Below are 15,741 nucleotides of genomic sequence, written 5' to 3'. Positions count from 1 at the left end.
AAAGATTTGCTCAGCTCGGGAACGGGTCTCGCGGCGCGCGCGTGTCGGCCGAAATTACCGGTGCGCCGCCCGCGAACCGATGTCCGTGTCGTCCTAACAGTCCGGACTGAGCCGTACTCCGGAGGGGGAGATTTCGTGAGGGTTCGGTGAAAATCCGCGCGCGACAGTGGTATTCGATGGAGAGTCCGGGCGGAACGGGGCAGACTGCCGCCATGGGAGAGGAATCGCCCGAAACGGGCGGATCGGCCGTGGCGGTGCTGCCCGGCCGGGGGACACGAGCACACACCTGGTGGCCGGGCATCGGCCCCACCGGATTCGCGGTGGCCTTCGGCACCGCCGCCGTCATCGAGATATTCGCGCTGCTGGCGCTGCCGGCCCCACTGTGGGTCGCACCGCTCGCCCCGCTCGCGCTGGCCTTGGCGCCCGTGCGCCGGCTGCGGCGCATCGGCCTGGGCGCCGCGATCGGCTGGGCGAGCGTGCCGATCGGACTGCTCACCGGGCCCGTACTGCTGGTCCTGGGCATCGTCCGGGGTGTGCGCCGCCTGCGCGGGGACACCCGGGCGCCAGAACGAGAACCCTTGGACCCGTGGGCCGTCGGCGCGCTGGGCATGTCGGTGGCCTGGGCGTTCCTGTTCGTGTTCACCTGGCGCATCATCGAACCCACGATTTCCTTCGTGCCCGGCTCGAGTGAGCTGTCCTCGCGGGACAAGGCCATCATCCTGACCGGCGTCGTGCTGATCTTCGTGGTCACCGTCGTGCTCGTCGTGCTGATGGTGTTGCTCGCGCTGCCCCTGGTCGTGTTCACCAAGCTGACCGACTCGGCGGGCCCGCACGGCCGCGACGACCTGCGCGCGCTGGTGCGCGGTTCGGCCCTGGCCCTGCTCGCCGGCGCCCTGCTCACCCCGGCCGCCTGGCGCGTGGTCGACGACACGATGTCCGGCCCCGCGGCCCGCGATCCCCGCGACGATCGCCTGGCCGCGATCGGCCTGCGCATCCCCGCGGACTACCGCTTCACCGGACATGACAACTGGTGCACCGGTTTTCAGGACCCGGTCTGCTACGACACCTACCGCTACACCGCGTCCTCCGGCAGCTTCGCGGTGTACGAGCAACTGTTCCAACCGGGTTCGCCCCTCGCCGGGGCGTTCCTGCCCCTGAGCCGAACCTCGTGCGCGGAGGTCCGCCGCACCTCGGACATCGACTGCGACCCGGCCGACACCGTGCTGCGCGGGGTCGACGGGCGCCTGCGGATCACCGTGCGCGGCGCCGCGACGGAGACGACCCTGACCGTGACCCTGTCGGACCAGCGCCTGGCGAACTGACCCGGGAGCGGCGCACCGCCGGGCCAGCGGGACCGGCGGCGCGCACGGTCGCGGTCGCCGGGCTCACCACCCTTGCACGGGGCCGTCGAAATCCGCCGAGCGGTGCAGCCAGTCGGCGCTGTCGGGCTGGGCGGCGACGCGGCGGACGGCGTCGTCGGGGAAGCGGGTGGTGGCGGTGGTGTGGAACGACAGCTCTCAGCGTGCGGTCTTGCCCTTGGGCTTTCGCTTCTTCGTGTGGGCGCGGCCGCCCGTGCGCGGGTCGATCCGGTGCCGGGGGCGCTGTTCCTTGACCGGCTCGGGGGCCGCGGCGGGTGCGCCGGTCGGGGCCGCGAGGGGGCGGCCGGACGGGCGGCGGGCGCCGGTGATCTCGGTGAGGCGGCGGTCGCCGAGGCGGATGTCCACATCGGTGAGGGTGACGCCCGCGCGGCGGGCGAGGTCCAGCGCCTCGTCCTTCTCGTCCGGGGTGACGACGGTGACCACGGTGCCGGTCGCGCCCGCGCGGCCGGTGCGGCCGGTGCGGTGCAGGTAGTCCTTGGGATCGGCGGGCGGATCCACGTGCACGACCAGGGAGACGTCGTCGATGTGGATGCCGCGCGCGGCGATGTCGGTGGCGACCAGCACCGGCCAGGTGCCGTCGGCGAACGCGGCCAGGGTCCGGGTGCGATGGTTCTGCGCCTTGCCGCCGTGCAGGGCGGCCGCGCGCACGCCGACCTCGCGCAGGCGGCGGGCCAGTTTGTCCGCGCCGTGCTGGGTGCGCACGAACAGCAGCGTGCGGCCCGCGCGGGCCGCGATGTCGGTGACCACCACGCGCTTGTCGGCGCGGCGCACGTGCAGGGCGTAGTGCTCGATATCGGGAAGTGCCGCTCCGGCTTCGGCATTGGCGGCGCCCATGACCGAAGTCGTACCGTCCGTACCGGTTTCGGGGTCGGCGCTCGCGCCCGCGCCCGGTGCGGGATTCGCGGCGGTGGCCCGGGAATTCGCCCCCGCCACCGCCGGATTCGCCGCCGCGGTCCCCGAATCCGGCGCGGCCGTCACCGAATGCGCGACGGGATCGGTCAGGTACTTGCGCACCAGCGCGTCGATGGCCTCGTCCAGCGTGGCCGAGAACAGCAGCTTGCGCGCGTCCGCCGGAATTCGGTTCAGCACCGCGGTGAGCTGCGGCAGGAACCCCAGCTCGGCCATGTGGTCCGCCTCGTCCACGGTGACGATCTCCACCGCCGACAGATCCACGGCCTTGCGCCCGATCAGGTCGGTGAGCCGGCCGGGCGTGGCGATCAGCAGATCCACCCCGCGCCCCAGCCGCTGTTCCTGCGCCTTGATGGCGAGCCCGCCGACCGCGCTCGCGATCCGGATGCCGACCGACAGCGATGGCTCGTCGAGCGCCCGCTCGATCTGCAGCGCCAGTTCCCGGGTCGGGGCCAGGATCAGCCCGCGCGGGCGGCGCGGCGCGGTGGGCGCGCCGGAGAGCCGGACCAGCATCGGCAGCCCGAACGCCAGGGTCTTGCCCGACCCCGTCGCGGCCTTTCCCAACACGTCGTGACCGGCGAGAATGTCCGGGATGACAGCGGCCTGGATGGGGAACGGCGCGTCGATCCCGTTGCGGCGCAGGGCCTGAACGAGCACGGGCGGCAGACCGAGGTCGGCGAAGCGTTGCTTACCCGACAACGGGGCAGCCTCCTGAGGTTGTGGTGCCCCGCCCGGGTCAGGCACGGCTGAAAAGACGGCTCAGTTCGACCAGCCAGGGGATGGCGACCGCGAGCGTCGGAATCACGAGGATAGCCGCCGCGGCCAGATACGCCGCCGTCGCGATGCGCAGATCGCCGATCGGACCCGCCAGCCGCTGGATGCGGATCAGCGTCGTCGGCCCGCCGACCGCCATCGCACCCTGCGGCGCAGGCGAATTCGAACAGGCCACCAGCGCGCGGGCCAGGGGAGTGGGACCGGTCACCTTCACCGCGGAGTCGTCGGCCAGCAGTTCGATGAGCAGCTTCACCGAATCCAGCGCGGATTTGGACCGCACCACCCGCGGGAACGCCTCGTGCGCGGCGGTGAACGCCTCGAGCACCAGATCGTGCCGGGCCCGCAGGTGCGAGCGCTCGTGACTCACGATGGCCGTGAGCTCCTCGTGGGACAGGCTGGTCACCGTGCCCTGGCTCAGCACCACGCGCTGGCGCAGGCCGGGCAGGCAGTAGGCGATGGGCTCGGTGGCGGCCAGCACGCGGATGTCGGCCGAATTGCGTTCCACGCTGCTCTGATCCAGCAGATCGACGAGCATGCGATGCCGGGCGCGGCGGCGGCGTGTGTGAATTCCCACTCTGATCACCGAGAAGATGAGCCGCGCCCCGATGAGCAGGGTGAGCGCGAAGACGGTGACCAGGATGATCCACAGCGGCAGACCGAGGACGTCGATCTCCCGGCTGGGTGTGGTGGTGGGCCTGCCGTCGGGTCCGGGCACCAGCAGTCGGCTGGCGATGGCGAGCCCGGATCCGAACGCGGACAGGACGGCGGCCAGGGCGATGGCCTGCCAGAGCACAAGCGCCGCACGGGGATTGCGGTACGGCCACTTGGCCCGGCTGAGCAGCGCCGGGGCCGGTCCCGCCAGAAACAAGGCGAGACCGGCGAAAACCGGCGCGGTTACGTCCATTCCTCAGCTCACTGCGTTGTGGGGGCCTGGGCCGAGGGTGACGCTACTGAGAGTCTTTCGGCTCCTTGCGCGTGGCCTCGGTGGCTTCGAGCTTAGCGAGTGCGTCGCGCAGAGCGGCAGCCTCATCGGCTCCGACCTGTTCGACGAAGTGCACCAGCGCCGCCCGGCGACTGCCGACCTCGTCCGCCTGTTGCAGCGCGTCGAACATCAGCGAAGCCACGAGCTCGTCCCGGGTGTGTACCGGAGCGTAGCGATGCGCGCGGTCATCCCGCTGCTGAAGGACGAGATTCTTTTTCGCGAGCCGCTGTAGAACGGTCATCACCGTGGTGTAGGCGAGCTCGCGGCGCTCGGCGAGTGCCTCGTGCACCTGCCGCACCGTTTGGGGTTCATCGGCCGACCACAACTGGTCCATGACCGCTTTCTCGAGTTCACCAAGACCTGCCATCCCACAAGTTTACGGAGGCAACGACACGAATGCGTACTACAAGTCGTCGTAACCGGCCGGTAGCTGGTGTGGTATTGGTCATACTCCGCGCACGTGGCGCGCGCCGATGGGCACGATCATGGGTCGGCCCGAGACCGGGCAGTCGAGCACCTTGGCCTGGAGGCCGAACACGTCGAGCAGGAGTTCGGCGCCGATGACCTCGGCCGGCTCGCCCTGGGCGATGATGCGGCCGTCGCGCATGACCACCAGCCGATCGCTGTAGCGGATGGCCAGATTCAGATCGTGCAGCACCATGACCACCGTGCGGCCGAACTCGTCGCGCAGGCGATCCACCAGATCGAGCACCTCGAGCGAGTGCGCGAGATCGAGATAGGTGGTCGGCTCGTCCAGCAGCAGGATGTCGGTGCCCTGCGCCAGCGCCATGGAGATCCAGGCGCGCTGGCGCTGACCGCCGGAGAGTTCGTCCAGGGTGCGCTCGGCCAGATCGGCGACGCCGGTCTGTTCCAGCGCGGTCATGACCTCGGTCTCGTCCTCGGCCGACCACTGCCGCAGCCACGACTGATGCGGATGGCGTCCCTTCGCGACCAGATCGGCGACGGTCAGGCCCTCGGGCGCGACCGGGGTCTGCGGGAGCATGCCGACGATGCGCGCGATATCGCGGGTCTTGAGCGCGGAGATGGCCTTGCCGTCGAGCACGACCTGCCCGGCCTGCGGGCGCAGCAGCCGGCCGAGCGAGCGCAGCAGCGTGGACTTGCCGCAGCCGTTGGGGCCGATGATGGTGGTGACGAGACCGGGTTCGATGTCGATCGAGAGCCCGTCCACGATGACGCGGTCGCCGTAGCCGAGGGTGATGTTCTCCGCCGCCAACCGGTGGGCGGCGGTGGAAAGCGGTTTGTCCGCCATGCGAGTCACAGGGTCGCCTTCCGATTGGTGCGCACGAGCAAGTAGATCAGGAACGGTCCGCCGACGGCCGCGGTGACGACGCCGACGGGCAGATCGATGGGAAACACGGTGCGCGAGACGAGATCCGCGCCCAGCACCGCGATGGCGCCCACCAGGGCCGAGGCGATGATCGGCTCGCCGGGGGTGCGCAGCAGGCGGCGCGCGATCTGCGGCGCCGCCAGGCCGACGAAGGCCAGCGGCCCGACCGCGGCGGTGGCCAGCGCCGACGCCATGACGGCGGTGGCGAGCAAAATGCCCTGCTGGGTCTGGATTTTCACGCCGAGCATGCGCGTGGTGTCCGAGCCGAAGCGCAGCGCCGCCAGCGTCCGCGCCGAGCCCGCCGCGACCAGCACCGTGATGCCCAGGCCGATCGCGGCGGGAATCAGGGTGGACCAATCGGATTTGTTCAGCGATCCGGTCAGCCAGTGCTGGGCCATGGACGCGTCGGGCAGGCTGGCGCGGGTGATGAGCCAGCTGACCACCGCCATGAGCGCGGCGTTCACGCCGATGCCGACCAGTACCAGCCGGAACGCCATGACCCCGCTGCCGCCGCCGGCGGCGTTCTTACCCCAGGCCATCAGATAGATGCCCAGTGCGGTGACCAGGCCCGCGCCGAGTGCCGCGAGCGGAACACCCACCAGCGCAAGGGTTCCCGTGGCCGCGCCGCCGCCGACTCCGACGATCACCGCGACCGCGCCGACGCTGGCGCCCGCGGTGATGCCGAGCAGGTCGGGGCTGGCCAGCGGGTTGTGCAGGATCGACTGGGTGATCGCGCCCGCCAGACCCAGGGCCGCGCCGACCACGACGGCGGTGAGCGCGCGGGGCAGGCGGGAATCGAGGATCACGAAGCGCTGCGCGCGGGTGCCGCCGCCGCCGAGGACGTCCAGGACGCGGCCGATCGGAATCCGGAAGTCGCCGATGGCGATATCGAGCGCGAACAGCACCAGCAGTGCGGCCACCATGATCGCGATCGTCACCAGCGCGGGTACGCGCAGCACGGTCGAGAAGGCGCCCGCGCGCAGGGCGGGGCGGACCTGACGCAGGTCCTTCGCGTCCGGGGAGGTCGAGGTGCTCACAGGCTCACCAGCTTTCGGCGGCGGACCAGCAGGATGAAGAACGGCGCGCCGATGGCGGCCAGCGTGACGCCGGCCTGCAGTTCACCGGGCTGGGCGACGAGCCGCCCGACGGTGTCGGCGGCGATCAGGACGATCGCGCCGATCAGGCCCGAATAGGGAATGAGCCAGCGGTAATCGGGCCCGGTGAGCGCGCGCGCCAGGTGCGGGACGATCAGGCCGAGGAAGGCGATAGGTCCCACGGCGGCGGTGGCGGCGCCCGAGAGCAGCACCACCGCGGCGAGCCCGAGCGCGCGATTGCCCGCGAGGTTGACGCCGAGCCCGCGAGCCACGTCGTCGCCGAGGCCGAGCAGGTTCAAGCCGGGTCCGGCGAACAGCGCGATCACCGCGCCCACCGACAGGAACGGCAGGACCTGCCAGAACACCGACAGGTCGTGGCCCGCGATGTCACCGGCGATCCAGTAGCGATAGGTATTCAGGGCCGTGCCGTCCAGCAGCACGATCACATTGGTCATGGCGGTCAGGAAGGCGGTGATGGCCGCGCCGGCCAGCACCAGGCTCAGGGGACTGGCCTTGCCGCCGCCCACGGACGAGACGCCGAAGACCACCAGGCCCGCGATGAGCGCGCCCGCGAAGGCGAACCAGATGTACTGGTTCGGCGAGGTGAGCGCGAACAGGTGGATGCTCAGCGCCGCGAGGAACGCCGCGCCCGCGTTGAGTCCGAGTAATCCCGCGTCGGCCAGGGGATTTCGGGTATAGCCCTGGATGAGGGCGCCCGCCATGCCCAGGGCCAGGCCGGTGATGAGCGCGAGTCCGGTTCGGGGCAGGCGCAATTCGCGGATGATCTGCTCGGCCGAGCCCTGGGCGGGGCAGGTCAGCGGAAAGCCATCCGGACAGGTGAGGGCATCGAAGACCGTTCCCAGTGGGAGCGAACGGGATCCGAGCGCGATGGAGGCCGTGAGCGCGCACAACAGCAGCACGACGAGAAGAGCTAATCCGAACAGCCGTGGCCGTCTGGTGGTGACTACAGCGGGCACGGTGACGAATTACTCCTGATCAATTGATTGCTCATTAAGCTTGGTAAGCCTAACCTATCTTTTCGCCCCCGCTTGTACCCCTTGCCTTGCGAGGCCCCGGAACAGTCGATGAAGGAGGTTCGATGCTCGAACCGGTAACCATGTGCGCGCCGCGCGACTCCAGGGTCGCTTTCGGCAGAGCCTGTGCCCGACTGCGGAACCTGCAACCCGAACACCCGCGGGTGTATGCCGTCGCCGCCATGTCCGAACAGGGAAAACGCCGGTGGTGGCGTCTGTCGGACGGGATTCGCGAGGGCCGTATCGAACTCATGTACCGGCGTCATACCGCCGAGATGAGCAATCCCGAGATCGCCGCCGAGGTGGTGGCCACCGCGCTCATCCACGCGGTCATCGGTCGCGTCATGGCCATGGTGATCGCCGAGGGGCGGGCCTGGGATCCGGGTCTGGAGAACTTGTGGATCCATACCGACAATGATGGCGGCATCGATTGGGCGGGTCTCGCCGACACCACCATTCGCGTCATCGAGGGTGACGGCATGGCCGGTGAGCCCGGTGTGGTGACCCTGCCGTGCGAGGCCGCCATGTACGTCTGGCTGGCCCATCGCTGCGAGCCCGCGCTGCGGCTGGTGCAGGAGGCGATGGTGCGCTGCGCCGGCCTCGGCGTGCGCCGCTTCTGGTCCCTGGTCGCGGAGTCCATCGTCGGCGCGGCCACCTACGTGCCCGCCCTGGCCGGCACCGACTCCGCCGCCGGCGCGCGCCGCGGGCAGGCCATGCTGGCCGCGCTGGAGGACCGCGGCCTGCCGGTCCGCCGGAGCGTTTCGGTCAGATAGACCGGTTCGCCCCCGGGCGACCGGTTCGAAACCCGCTTGCGTGCGCCACCGCCGCCGCGCGCAAGCCCTGGGCGGCAACCGCTTCCGGAGCCGCCGCAGCGGCGCGAAGTCCGGCCCGGCGAGTGGGCGAGGAATGGCGCTCGCCACGAGTCCGCCGCGGTCGCTGCCGAATCACCCGGCCCGCAGTGCGCGCACGACCCGGGTGGCCAGGTCCGCGGCGAAGGCTTCGTCCATGGCCTGCCGGGTCAGGAAGTGCCGGAAATGAATCGGCGCGACCAGTGTTTCCAGCGCCAGCCGGGCGTCCGTCCCCGCCGGTAGCTCGCCGCGCGCCACCGCCCGGGTGATCATCACCTCGTTGTGCGCGTTGCGCTGCTCCCAGAAGGTGTTTCGCGCCGCGACGATCTCGTCGGAGTCGGTGACGAAAGCCAGCGCCCGGGCCAGGCCGTTGCCCAGGGGCGTGTCGAGATAGGCGATGAGCCCGGTGGCGAACGCGGTCAGATCGCCGTGCAGGCTGCCGGTGTCCGGCAGCGGCAGCGTGCGCTCGCTCGCGGTGAGCATGACGTCCAGGACGAGATTCTCGCGGGTGCCCCAGCGCCGGTAGATCGAGCTGTCCCGCACCCCCGCGCGCCTGCTGATGTCGGGGATGCCGACCTTGTCGACGCCGAGTTCGGCGACGGCGTCCAGCACCGCGTTGTGCACGGCTTCGGTGACTTTCGCGGCCCGCCCGCCGGGCCGGCGCTGGGTTCCGGTGTCCTCGGCGGCGGTCATGCCCCGAGCTTAAAGCAGAAACTCTTGCTTTTGCACCTCGCCGGTCTCTACTCTCGCTTAAAGCAGAAGATTCTGCGATTCGAGAGCGAGAGGCCCGACGATGTCGTCCCTGCTGGAATTCGGACAGCGCGCGCTGGTCAGCGCACTCGCGCTGACCCACACCACCGAACGAGCGGCCCACCACCGGGGCGTCGCCCCCTTCCTGCCCCGATTGTTCGCCGACCGATTCACCCACCTGGGCGGGTTTCCCGCGGAGGAATTCCGGCGCAGGCTCGACGGCTGCCGGTCCTTCGAGGACGCCCGGTGGGCCGGCTACTGGGGCGGTTTCGCCGACGAACAGCTGACCCGCGCCGACGCCGCCCTCGCGCAGTTGGGCGGTCCGTGCGCCGCCCGGCTGTTCACCGACGCGGTGCCCACCGCGCTCGGCGAGCTGCTCGCGCCCGCGGTGACCCTGCTGGCCGACCGGGGTCCGGTGGCCGATCCCGGTGCGGCACAGCGGTTCTGCGCCGAGAACCCGGGGCACGCTGATGCCGCGACCGCCCTCGACGCGCTGATCAAGGCGCTGGTCTACGAATTCGCGGCGGCCTGGCCGGGCGGGAGCCCGGCCCGCCTGCGCGCCTACGAGCGTTCGCACCGCCTGTGCGAGGTGCTGGTCGCCGCCCTGGCGCCGGCCATGGGAGTCAGCGTCGAGGTGCTGCACATCCCGGTCGGCGGCGGCGAACGCGTGCGCGGGATGCTGGTCCTGCCCGCGGACGCGGGCGCCGCGCCCGTTCCCACGGTCCTGGTCAGCAACGGGCTCGAGGGCACGATCGCCGAGGTGCTGCTGCCGCTGCTGGCGCACCGCGACCTCGGGTTCGGCATGTTCGTCATGGAGATGCCCGGCACCTACTCCTACACCGCGCCGCTGAGCGACGCGGCCGACGACGTGTACGCGGCCGTGCTGGACCACCTGGCCGCCGACCCGCGAGTGGACCCCGGCCGACTGGGCATGCTGGGCTTCAGCTTCGGCGCCTACTGGACGGCGCGCACGGCGGCCATCGATCCCCGCCTGAAGGTCGCGGTGGCCAACGGCCCGCTCACCCACCGCAGTTTCGGGCCGGGCAACGCGATCGGCATGCCCGAGATCATGGTGACGGCGCTGGCCACCACCCTGGGCGCCACCGGGACCGCCGACCTGTCCCGCAGGTTGGCGAAACTGTCACTGGCGCAGCACTATCGCCGCATCGATGTGCCGCTGCTGGTGATCAACGGCGCGCGCGACACCCTGGCCGATACCCGGGACTCGGTCGATCTCGCCGCCGGGGCGCCCGACGCGCACCTGGTGCTCTACGCCGACGACGATCACTGCGCCATGGGGCACGCCGAGCACTGGGCGGAGCTGTCGGCACGGTTCCTGGCTGACCACCTGGGTACGCGCACCCCGGCCGGGAGCGTGCGATGAACCCGCCCGCACTGCCCCGGGTGCGGCGGGTCCTCGATCACGCCCGGCATCGCTTCGACACCCGGATCGACACCGGATCGGGCTGGCGCTCCTACGGCGAATCCGACCGTGCGGCCGGGCTTTCCGTGCCCGAACCCGCCTTCACCACCGATTTCGAGATGGCGCGGTACGACGCGCTCGGGCTCGCGGACGGGGTCGAGGTGCTGCCGGTGTGCCCGGTGTCGTTCCGCGACTTCATGCTCTTCGAAGAGCACGCCGTGGACGCGGCCCGCGGCATGGCCGCGCGGTTCGTCCCCGCCGGCTACCGGCTCGGGCGGGTGTACGAGACCCTGGTCCGCCGGACCTTCCCGCCGTTCCGCCCGCCCGCGCTCTGGTACCGCGAGCCCATCTACTACATGTCCAACGCGCAGACGATCGTGCCGTCCGGGGTGCCGATCGCCGCCCCGCCGTACAGCCGCGCTCTGGACTTCGAGCTCGAGCTGGGGGTGATCCTGGGCGCGCCGCTGCGGGACGCGACCGTGGAGCAGGCCGCCGCCGCGATCGCGGCCGCGGTCGTCATCAACGACTTCTCCGCCCGCGACGTGCAATTGGCCGAGATGCGATCGGGTTTCGGGCCGCAGCGCGCCAAGCACTTCGTGACCTCCATGTCCGCGACCGCGGTGATCGGCCCCGGAGTCGCCGACCGGCTCGGCGACCTGCGCGGCTCGGTCGCGGTCAACGGAAAGGTGTTGTCGCGGACGGGAACCCGAACCATGCGCTATTCGCTGCCCGAGGCCATCGCGCACGTGTCGCGCGGCGAGCAACTCTATCCGGGTGAACTATTCTCCAGTGGCACCCTGCCCGGCGGGTGTGGAATGGAGCTGGGCCGATGGCTTGCTCCCGGCGACGATCTGCGCCTGGAGCTCGAGGGGATCGGGGTCATCGAACATCGGATCCAGGAATAGTTGAGGCACTGTGAAAATCGATCAGGTTTCCGACTCCGTCTACGTGGTGGCCGGAACGAACGTGAACTGGGCCCTGGTCAGTGACGGCTCGGGGGTCACCGTCATCGACGCCGGCTATCGCTCCGACAGCGCCGACGTGCTGTCCTCGATCCGGCAGATCGGGCACGAGCTCAGTGATGTGGCGGCCGTGCTGATCACGCACGCGCACCTCGACCACATCGGCGGCGTGCCCGCGCTCGTCGCGAATACCGGCGCGCCCGTCTACACCGGCGCGGAGGAGGTGCGGCACGCCAAACGCGAATACCTGCAGCAGATCACGCCGCTCAGCATGGTCAAACAGCTCGCCACCGGCCGGGGCCGCGGCTGGGTCGCGCACACCCTCGTCGCCGTGCGCGGCCACATCGGCATGCGCATTCCGGAGGCGACCGAGGGCGACACCGCCACCCTGGCGGCGCTGCCCGGCGGCATCGTCGCGGTGCCGACCCCCGGGCACACCAGCGGGCACACCGCGTACCTGATGCCGTCCGAGGGCGTGCTGTTCAGCGGTGACGCGCTGGTCACCGGGCATCCGCTGGTCGAGCGGACGGGCCCGCAGATCCTGCCGGAGTTCTTCAATCACGACGAGGCGGAAACCCTGCGCACGGCAGCCGGATTGGCGAGCCGACCGGCCAAGGTGCTGGTTCCGGGCCACGGCTCGACCATCGCCTTCGACGGGGCGAGCATCGCCCGCGCGCTGACGCCGTAGACGGTACGGGGGCCGACGTCGTAGTACGTCGGCCCGAACCACTCTCGGCGCTGTGCGGCCGAAAAGCCCGGCCGCACCGCGCGCACCGTCAGCTGCTCAGATCCCGGAATCGCTTGACCGCCAGCGGGAAGAACACCGCGATCAACCCCAGCGGCCACAGCACCGCGAGCAGTTCCGCGTGCGTGGCCGCCCAGGAATCACCGGCCGCGACCGGATTCCCGAACAGTCCGCGAATCGCGGTGGCCGTGGCCGACATCGGATTCCACTGCACCGCCGTGCCCAGCCAGGACGGCATCGACTCGGGCGAGGCGATGGCATTGGACAGAAAACTGATGGGCCACACCAGAATCTGCACCGTCTGCACCAGCTCCGGCTTGCCCGCGACCATGGCCAGGTAGATCCCGATCCACAGCATGGCGAAACGCAGCAGCAACAGCAGGCCCAGCGCCGCCAGGAAGGACGCGAATCCGGCGTGCCAGCGCCAGCCGATCGCGTACCCGACCGCCACCATGACCGCCAGCCCCACCGCCGACTGGAGCATGTCCGCCACGCTGCGCCCGACCAGCACCGCGCCCGAATGCATGGGCATGGAACGGAATCGGTCGATGACGCCCTTGCCCAGATCCTGGGTGACCGAGGTCATGGTCGCCTCGAGCCCGAAGGCCATGGTCATGGTGAGCATGCCGGGGACCAGGAACGAGGTGAAGTCCCCGTCGATGCCGCGGCCGCCGCCGATGAGATAGCTGAACATCACCAGCAGCATCACCGGGAACACCAGCCCGACCACCACCTGCACCGGCTGGCGCGCCCAGTGCGCGAGTTCGCGCCGGGTCATGGTCCAGCAGTCGGCGATCGCCCAGCTCAGCGCCGAACCCGGCGCGGGCCCGCCGCGCACGTCCGAAACCGTCGTCACGCTACGTTCTCCTTCGTCAGATGCAGGAAGACCTCGTCGAGGGTCGGCCGGCGGATCGCGATGTCCTCGGCCTCGATGTCGTTGTCCCGCAACGCTCGAACGGTGTCGGTCAGCGCGATCATGCGGTCGGTGACCGCCGCGCTGAGCAGTCGCCGGTCACGATCGACGACGACCTCTCCGGGCAGCAGCATCGCCGCGCGATCCAGGTGCGCGGCGTCGTGCAGGACCACGTCGATGCGGTCGCCGCCGGTCCGGGATTTGAGTTCGTCGGCGGTGCCCTCGGCGATGGCCCGGCCGTGATCGATCACCGTGATCCGATCGGCGAGCTGATCGGCTTCCTCCAGGTACTGGGTGGTCAGCAGCACGGTGGTGCCGCCGTGCACCAGCGAGCGCACCGCGTTCCACACCTCGTTGCGCCCGCGCGGATCGAGTCCGGTGGTGGGCTCGTCCAGGAACAGCACCTCCGGTTCGGAGATGAGCGAGGCCGCCAGATCCAGGCGCCGGCGCATGCCGCCGCTGTACTGCTTCACCGCCTTCGAGCCGGTGTCGGCGAGTCCGAACCGGACCAGTAGTTCGTCGGCGCGCACGCCCGCGCGCCGCGCGCCCAGGTGGTAGAGCCGCCCGAACATCTCCAGGTTCTGCCTGCCGCCGAGTTCCTCGTCGACCGCGGCGTGCTGCCCGAGCAGTCCGATGCGGGTGCGGGCCGCGTCGGGCCGGGCGCGCACGTCGATGCCGGCGACTTCGACCCGGCCTTCCTCGGGCCGCAGCAGCGTGGTCATGATGCGGACGGCGGTGGTCTTGCCCGCGCCGTTCGGGCCGAGGACCGCCTGCACGGTGCCGGCGCGTACGCGCAGGTCCAGGCCGTCGAGCGCCTGTTTGCCGCCGTACCTCTTTCGTAAGCCTTCGACGTTGATCGCCAGGTGGGAATCGGACAAGAAACACCCCGTGGAGTCGGTTGGCCGCGTTCGACCGGAGGTGCTCCGGCGCTGGAGGACCCCTGATTAGTCAAACTTGATTACCAATCCACGCTAGCCCGGTCGCCCGCAACTAGTCAAGCTTGATCAGTGCTAGCCTGATCGCACTCGGCCCCGAAGGAGACACCCCATGTCAGCGATCCGACTGCTGGTCCTCGGCGCGGTTCGCCAGCACGGACGCGCGCACGGCTACCAGGTGCGCAACGATCTCGAGTTCTGGGGCGCGCACGAATGGTCCAACGCCAAGCCTGGGTCGATCTATCACGCGCTCAAGCAGATGGCCAAGCAGGGACTGCTGCTCGCGCACGAGGTCGCGCCCAGCACCGCCGGTGGCCCGCCCCGGGTGGAGTACGAGCTCACCGAGCAGGGCACCGCGGAATACCGTGCCCTGCTGCGCGAAGCGCTGACCTCGTACGACCAGAAGATGGACATGCTTTCGGCCGCAATCGGATTCATGGTCGATCTGCCGCGCGCGGAGGCCGTGGCCCTGCTGCGCGAACGCATTTCGGCGCTGGAAACCTGGCGGTCCTCGGTTACCGAGCACTACGTCCCCGAGGACGGCCCGGGGCAGCTCGGCCACATCGGCGAGATCATGAACATGTGGGTGCACTCGGCCGACAGCGAGGCCGCCTGGACCCAGGGCCTGATCGACCGGATCGAGGGCGGCGCCTACGTATTCGAGGGAGAGGGCGACCCGTTCGTCGGCATCCTCGCCGACGACGAACCGAACCCCTTCGCGACCGGACCGCACCCCGGCGACCTGCGCTGATCCACCCGTCGCACCCGTGCCGTCGTGAGATCCGAAGGGCCGCTACGATCCTCGCGTGGGGATTGTGCGCACCGTGGCGATTCGGGTACTGGCGCCGTACGAGCAGGCGTATCCGGCCATCGAACACGGTATGGACGTACTCGGCGTGGAGATCATCCGGCGTGGGAATCCGCTGCTGGCGCAATCCAAGCGCTCGCTGCGCAAGAACCGCTGGGCCGCAACGCTGTCGGCGGGCTTCCGGCCCGAGAGCCCGTCCTCGACGATCATCGAGTGGACCGTGGACATGATGGGCAGCAAGCACATCGAGCTCATCGACGAGATCGCCGAGGCCGCCGGGCTGCCCGTCGACGACCACGGTCTCGCGGCCGCCCTCGACCGAATCGGCACGCTGGGCTGGCTTTTCGGCCGTCGCGAGGCGCGTTCGCTGGCGGAGTACATCCGTCTGGACGAGTACGTGGTCGAGCTCGCGCAGGGTCTGTTCGACGATCAGGCCCAGGGGATGCTGGTGCTGACCACGCGCCGGCTGTTCTTCTTCGACAAGGGGCTGCTGAGCGCCACGGTGGAGGAGTTCTCCTTCGACGCGATCGTGGCGCTGGGATTCTCGACCCAGCCGGGCGGGGAGACGATCACCATTTCGACGTCGCGCTGGATGGCGTCGGTGGCGCAGATCGCGCACGGGCGGGGTGAGGCGTTCGTGGCGGCCTTCCGGCGCGTGCGGGCCGAAGCCGACGGCGGCGGCGCCCGGCGCGCGCCCGTGGGGGACATCGCCGAGCACCTGCGGGCGCTCGGGGAGCTGCGGGGCGCCGGGGTGCTGACCGAGGCGGAGTTCGCGGCCAAGAAGGCCGAACTGCTCGCGCGGATGTAGGCGGCCGGGCGGGTACTTCAGGAGCGGAT

Annotated in this window: 16 protein-coding genes; 7 read left to right on the top strand and 9 right to left on the bottom strand. The window is 70.5% G+C overall.

Annotated elements, in window-relative coordinates; translation table 11 throughout:
* The first annotated feature begins 212 nt into the window (after positions 1–212).
* Positions 213–1,322, top strand: a complete 1,110-nt coding sequence (locus ACWDOP_RS12540) for a hypothetical protein (RefSeq protein WP_456345149.1) — start codon at positions 213–215, stop codon at positions 1,320–1,322.
* A 195-nt stretch (positions 1,323–1,517) separates the two neighbouring features.
* Here the strand turns inward: ACWDOP_RS12540 and ACWDOP_RS12535 are convergent, their stop codons facing one another.
* The 6 genes from ACWDOP_RS12535 to ACWDOP_RS12510 all read right to left on the bottom strand — a co-directional run bounded on the left by ACWDOP_RS12535 (position 1,518) and on the right by ACWDOP_RS12510 (position 7,463).
* Positions 1,518–2,987 carry a DEAD/DEAH box helicase gene (locus ACWDOP_RS12535; protein WP_456345148.1) on the bottom strand — a complete coding sequence of 490 codons (1,470 nt, stop codon included), beginning with the start codon at positions 2,985–2,987 and terminating at the stop codon, positions 1,518–1,520.
* Between the two features lie 37 nt (positions 2,988–3,024).
* Positions 3,025–3,966 carry a M56 family metallopeptidase gene (locus ACWDOP_RS12530; protein ID WP_454200516.1) on the bottom strand — a complete coding sequence of 314 codons (942 nt, stop codon included), beginning with the start codon at positions 3,964–3,966 and terminating at the stop codon, positions 3,025–3,027.
* Between the two features lie 43 nt (positions 3,967–4,009).
* On the bottom strand, positions 4,010–4,411 hold the full coding sequence (locus ACWDOP_RS12525) for a BlaI/MecI/CopY family transcriptional regulator (protein ID WP_454200517.1): 402 nt from the start codon (positions 4,409–4,411) through the stop codon (positions 4,010–4,012).
* 78 nt (positions 4,412–4,489) lie between these two features.
* The gene (locus ACWDOP_RS12520; RefSeq protein WP_454200598.1) at positions 4,490–5,314 is read right to left on the bottom strand and encodes an ABC transporter ATP-binding protein; all 825 of its coding nucleotides are present in this window, start codon (positions 5,312–5,314) and stop codon (positions 4,490–4,492) included.
* Between the two features lie 5 nt (positions 5,315–5,319).
* Complete coding sequence (locus ACWDOP_RS12515; protein WP_456345147.1) at positions 5,320–6,429, bottom strand: FecCD family ABC transporter permease; 1,110 nt, start codon at positions 6,427–6,429, stop codon at positions 5,320–5,322.
* Positions 6,426–7,463, bottom strand: a complete 1,038-nt coding sequence (locus ACWDOP_RS12510; RefSeq protein WP_456345146.1) for a FecCD family ABC transporter permease — start codon at positions 7,461–7,463, stop codon at positions 6,426–6,428. The genes ACWDOP_RS12515 and ACWDOP_RS12510 overlap by 4 nt, the downstream gene beginning before the upstream one ends.
* 122 nt (positions 7,464–7,585) lie before the next feature.
* On the opposite strand from ACWDOP_RS12510, the gene ACWDOP_RS12505 reads away from it, so the two are divergent.
* The gene (locus ACWDOP_RS12505; RefSeq protein ID WP_454200520.1) at positions 7,586–8,293 is read left to right on the top strand and encodes a hypothetical protein; all 708 of its coding nucleotides are present in this window, start codon (positions 7,586–7,588) and stop codon (positions 8,291–8,293) included.
* 171 nt (positions 8,294–8,464) lie between these two features.
* Here ACWDOP_RS12505 and ACWDOP_RS12500 read toward each other — a convergent pair whose 3' ends face one another.
* Positions 8,465–9,061 carry a TetR/AcrR family transcriptional regulator C-terminal ligand-binding domain-containing protein gene (locus ACWDOP_RS12500; RefSeq protein ID WP_456345145.1) on the bottom strand — a complete coding sequence of 199 codons (597 nt, stop codon included), beginning with the start codon at positions 9,059–9,061 and terminating at the stop codon, positions 8,465–8,467.
* Between the two features lie 100 nt (positions 9,062–9,161).
* Between ACWDOP_RS12500 and ACWDOP_RS12495 the strand changes: the two genes are divergently transcribed.
* From ACWDOP_RS12495 to ACWDOP_RS12485, 3 genes are read left to right on the top strand one after another with little or no spacing between them, the layout of a single operon-like run.
* Complete coding sequence (locus ACWDOP_RS12495; RefSeq protein ID WP_456345144.1) at positions 9,162–10,502, top strand: alpha/beta hydrolase family protein; 1,341 nt, start codon at positions 9,162–9,164, stop codon at positions 10,500–10,502.
* Complete coding sequence (locus ACWDOP_RS12490; protein WP_456345143.1) at positions 10,499–11,446, top strand: fumarylacetoacetate hydrolase family protein; 948 nt, start codon at positions 10,499–10,501, stop codon at positions 11,444–11,446. Before ACWDOP_RS12495 ends, ACWDOP_RS12490 begins: the two co-directional genes overlap by 4 nt.
* A 10-nt stretch (positions 11,447–11,456) precedes the next feature.
* On the top strand, positions 11,457–12,191 hold the full coding sequence (locus ACWDOP_RS12485) for an MBL fold metallo-hydrolase (RefSeq protein WP_456345142.1): 735 nt from the start codon (positions 11,457–11,459) through the stop codon (positions 12,189–12,191).
* An 88-nt stretch (positions 12,192–12,279) separates the two neighbouring features.
* Here ACWDOP_RS12485 and ACWDOP_RS12480 read toward each other — a convergent pair whose 3' ends face one another.
* Positions 12,280–13,104 (bottom strand): ABC transporter permease, encoded by an 825-nt coding sequence (locus ACWDOP_RS12480; protein ID WP_456345141.1) that lies wholly within the window; start codon positions 13,102–13,104, stop codon positions 12,280–12,282.
* Positions 13,101–14,039: an ATP-binding cassette domain-containing protein gene (locus ACWDOP_RS12475; RefSeq protein WP_456345140.1), complete on the bottom strand. Its 939-nt coding sequence runs from the start codon at positions 14,037–14,039 to the stop codon at positions 13,101–13,103. Before ACWDOP_RS12475 ends, ACWDOP_RS12480 begins: the two co-directional genes overlap by 4 nt.
* A 169-nt stretch (positions 14,040–14,208) precedes the next feature.
* Here ACWDOP_RS12475 and ACWDOP_RS12470 point away from each other — a divergent pair, with 169 nt between their 5' ends.
* Together ACWDOP_RS12470 and ACWDOP_RS12465 are read left to right on the top strand one after the other, a co-directional pair.
* Positions 14,209–14,847, top strand: coding sequence for a PadR family transcriptional regulator (locus tag ACWDOP_RS12470; RefSeq protein ID WP_456345139.1), 639 nt, complete (start codon positions 14,209–14,211; stop codon positions 14,845–14,847).
* Positions 14,848–14,902: 55 nt separating this feature from the next.
* The gene (locus tag ACWDOP_RS12465; protein ID WP_456345138.1) at positions 14,903–15,712 is read left to right on the top strand and encodes an SHOCT domain-containing protein; all 810 of its coding nucleotides are present in this window, start codon (positions 14,903–14,905) and stop codon (positions 15,710–15,712) included.
* The last annotated feature ends 29 nt before the right edge of the window (positions 15,713–15,741 follow it).

It is taken from the genome of Nocardia sp. NPDC003693 (genome assembly GCF_053981095.1).
The sequence above is the reverse complement of the archived record's forward strand: the minus strand, read 5'-3'. Positions and strand labels throughout refer to the sequence as shown.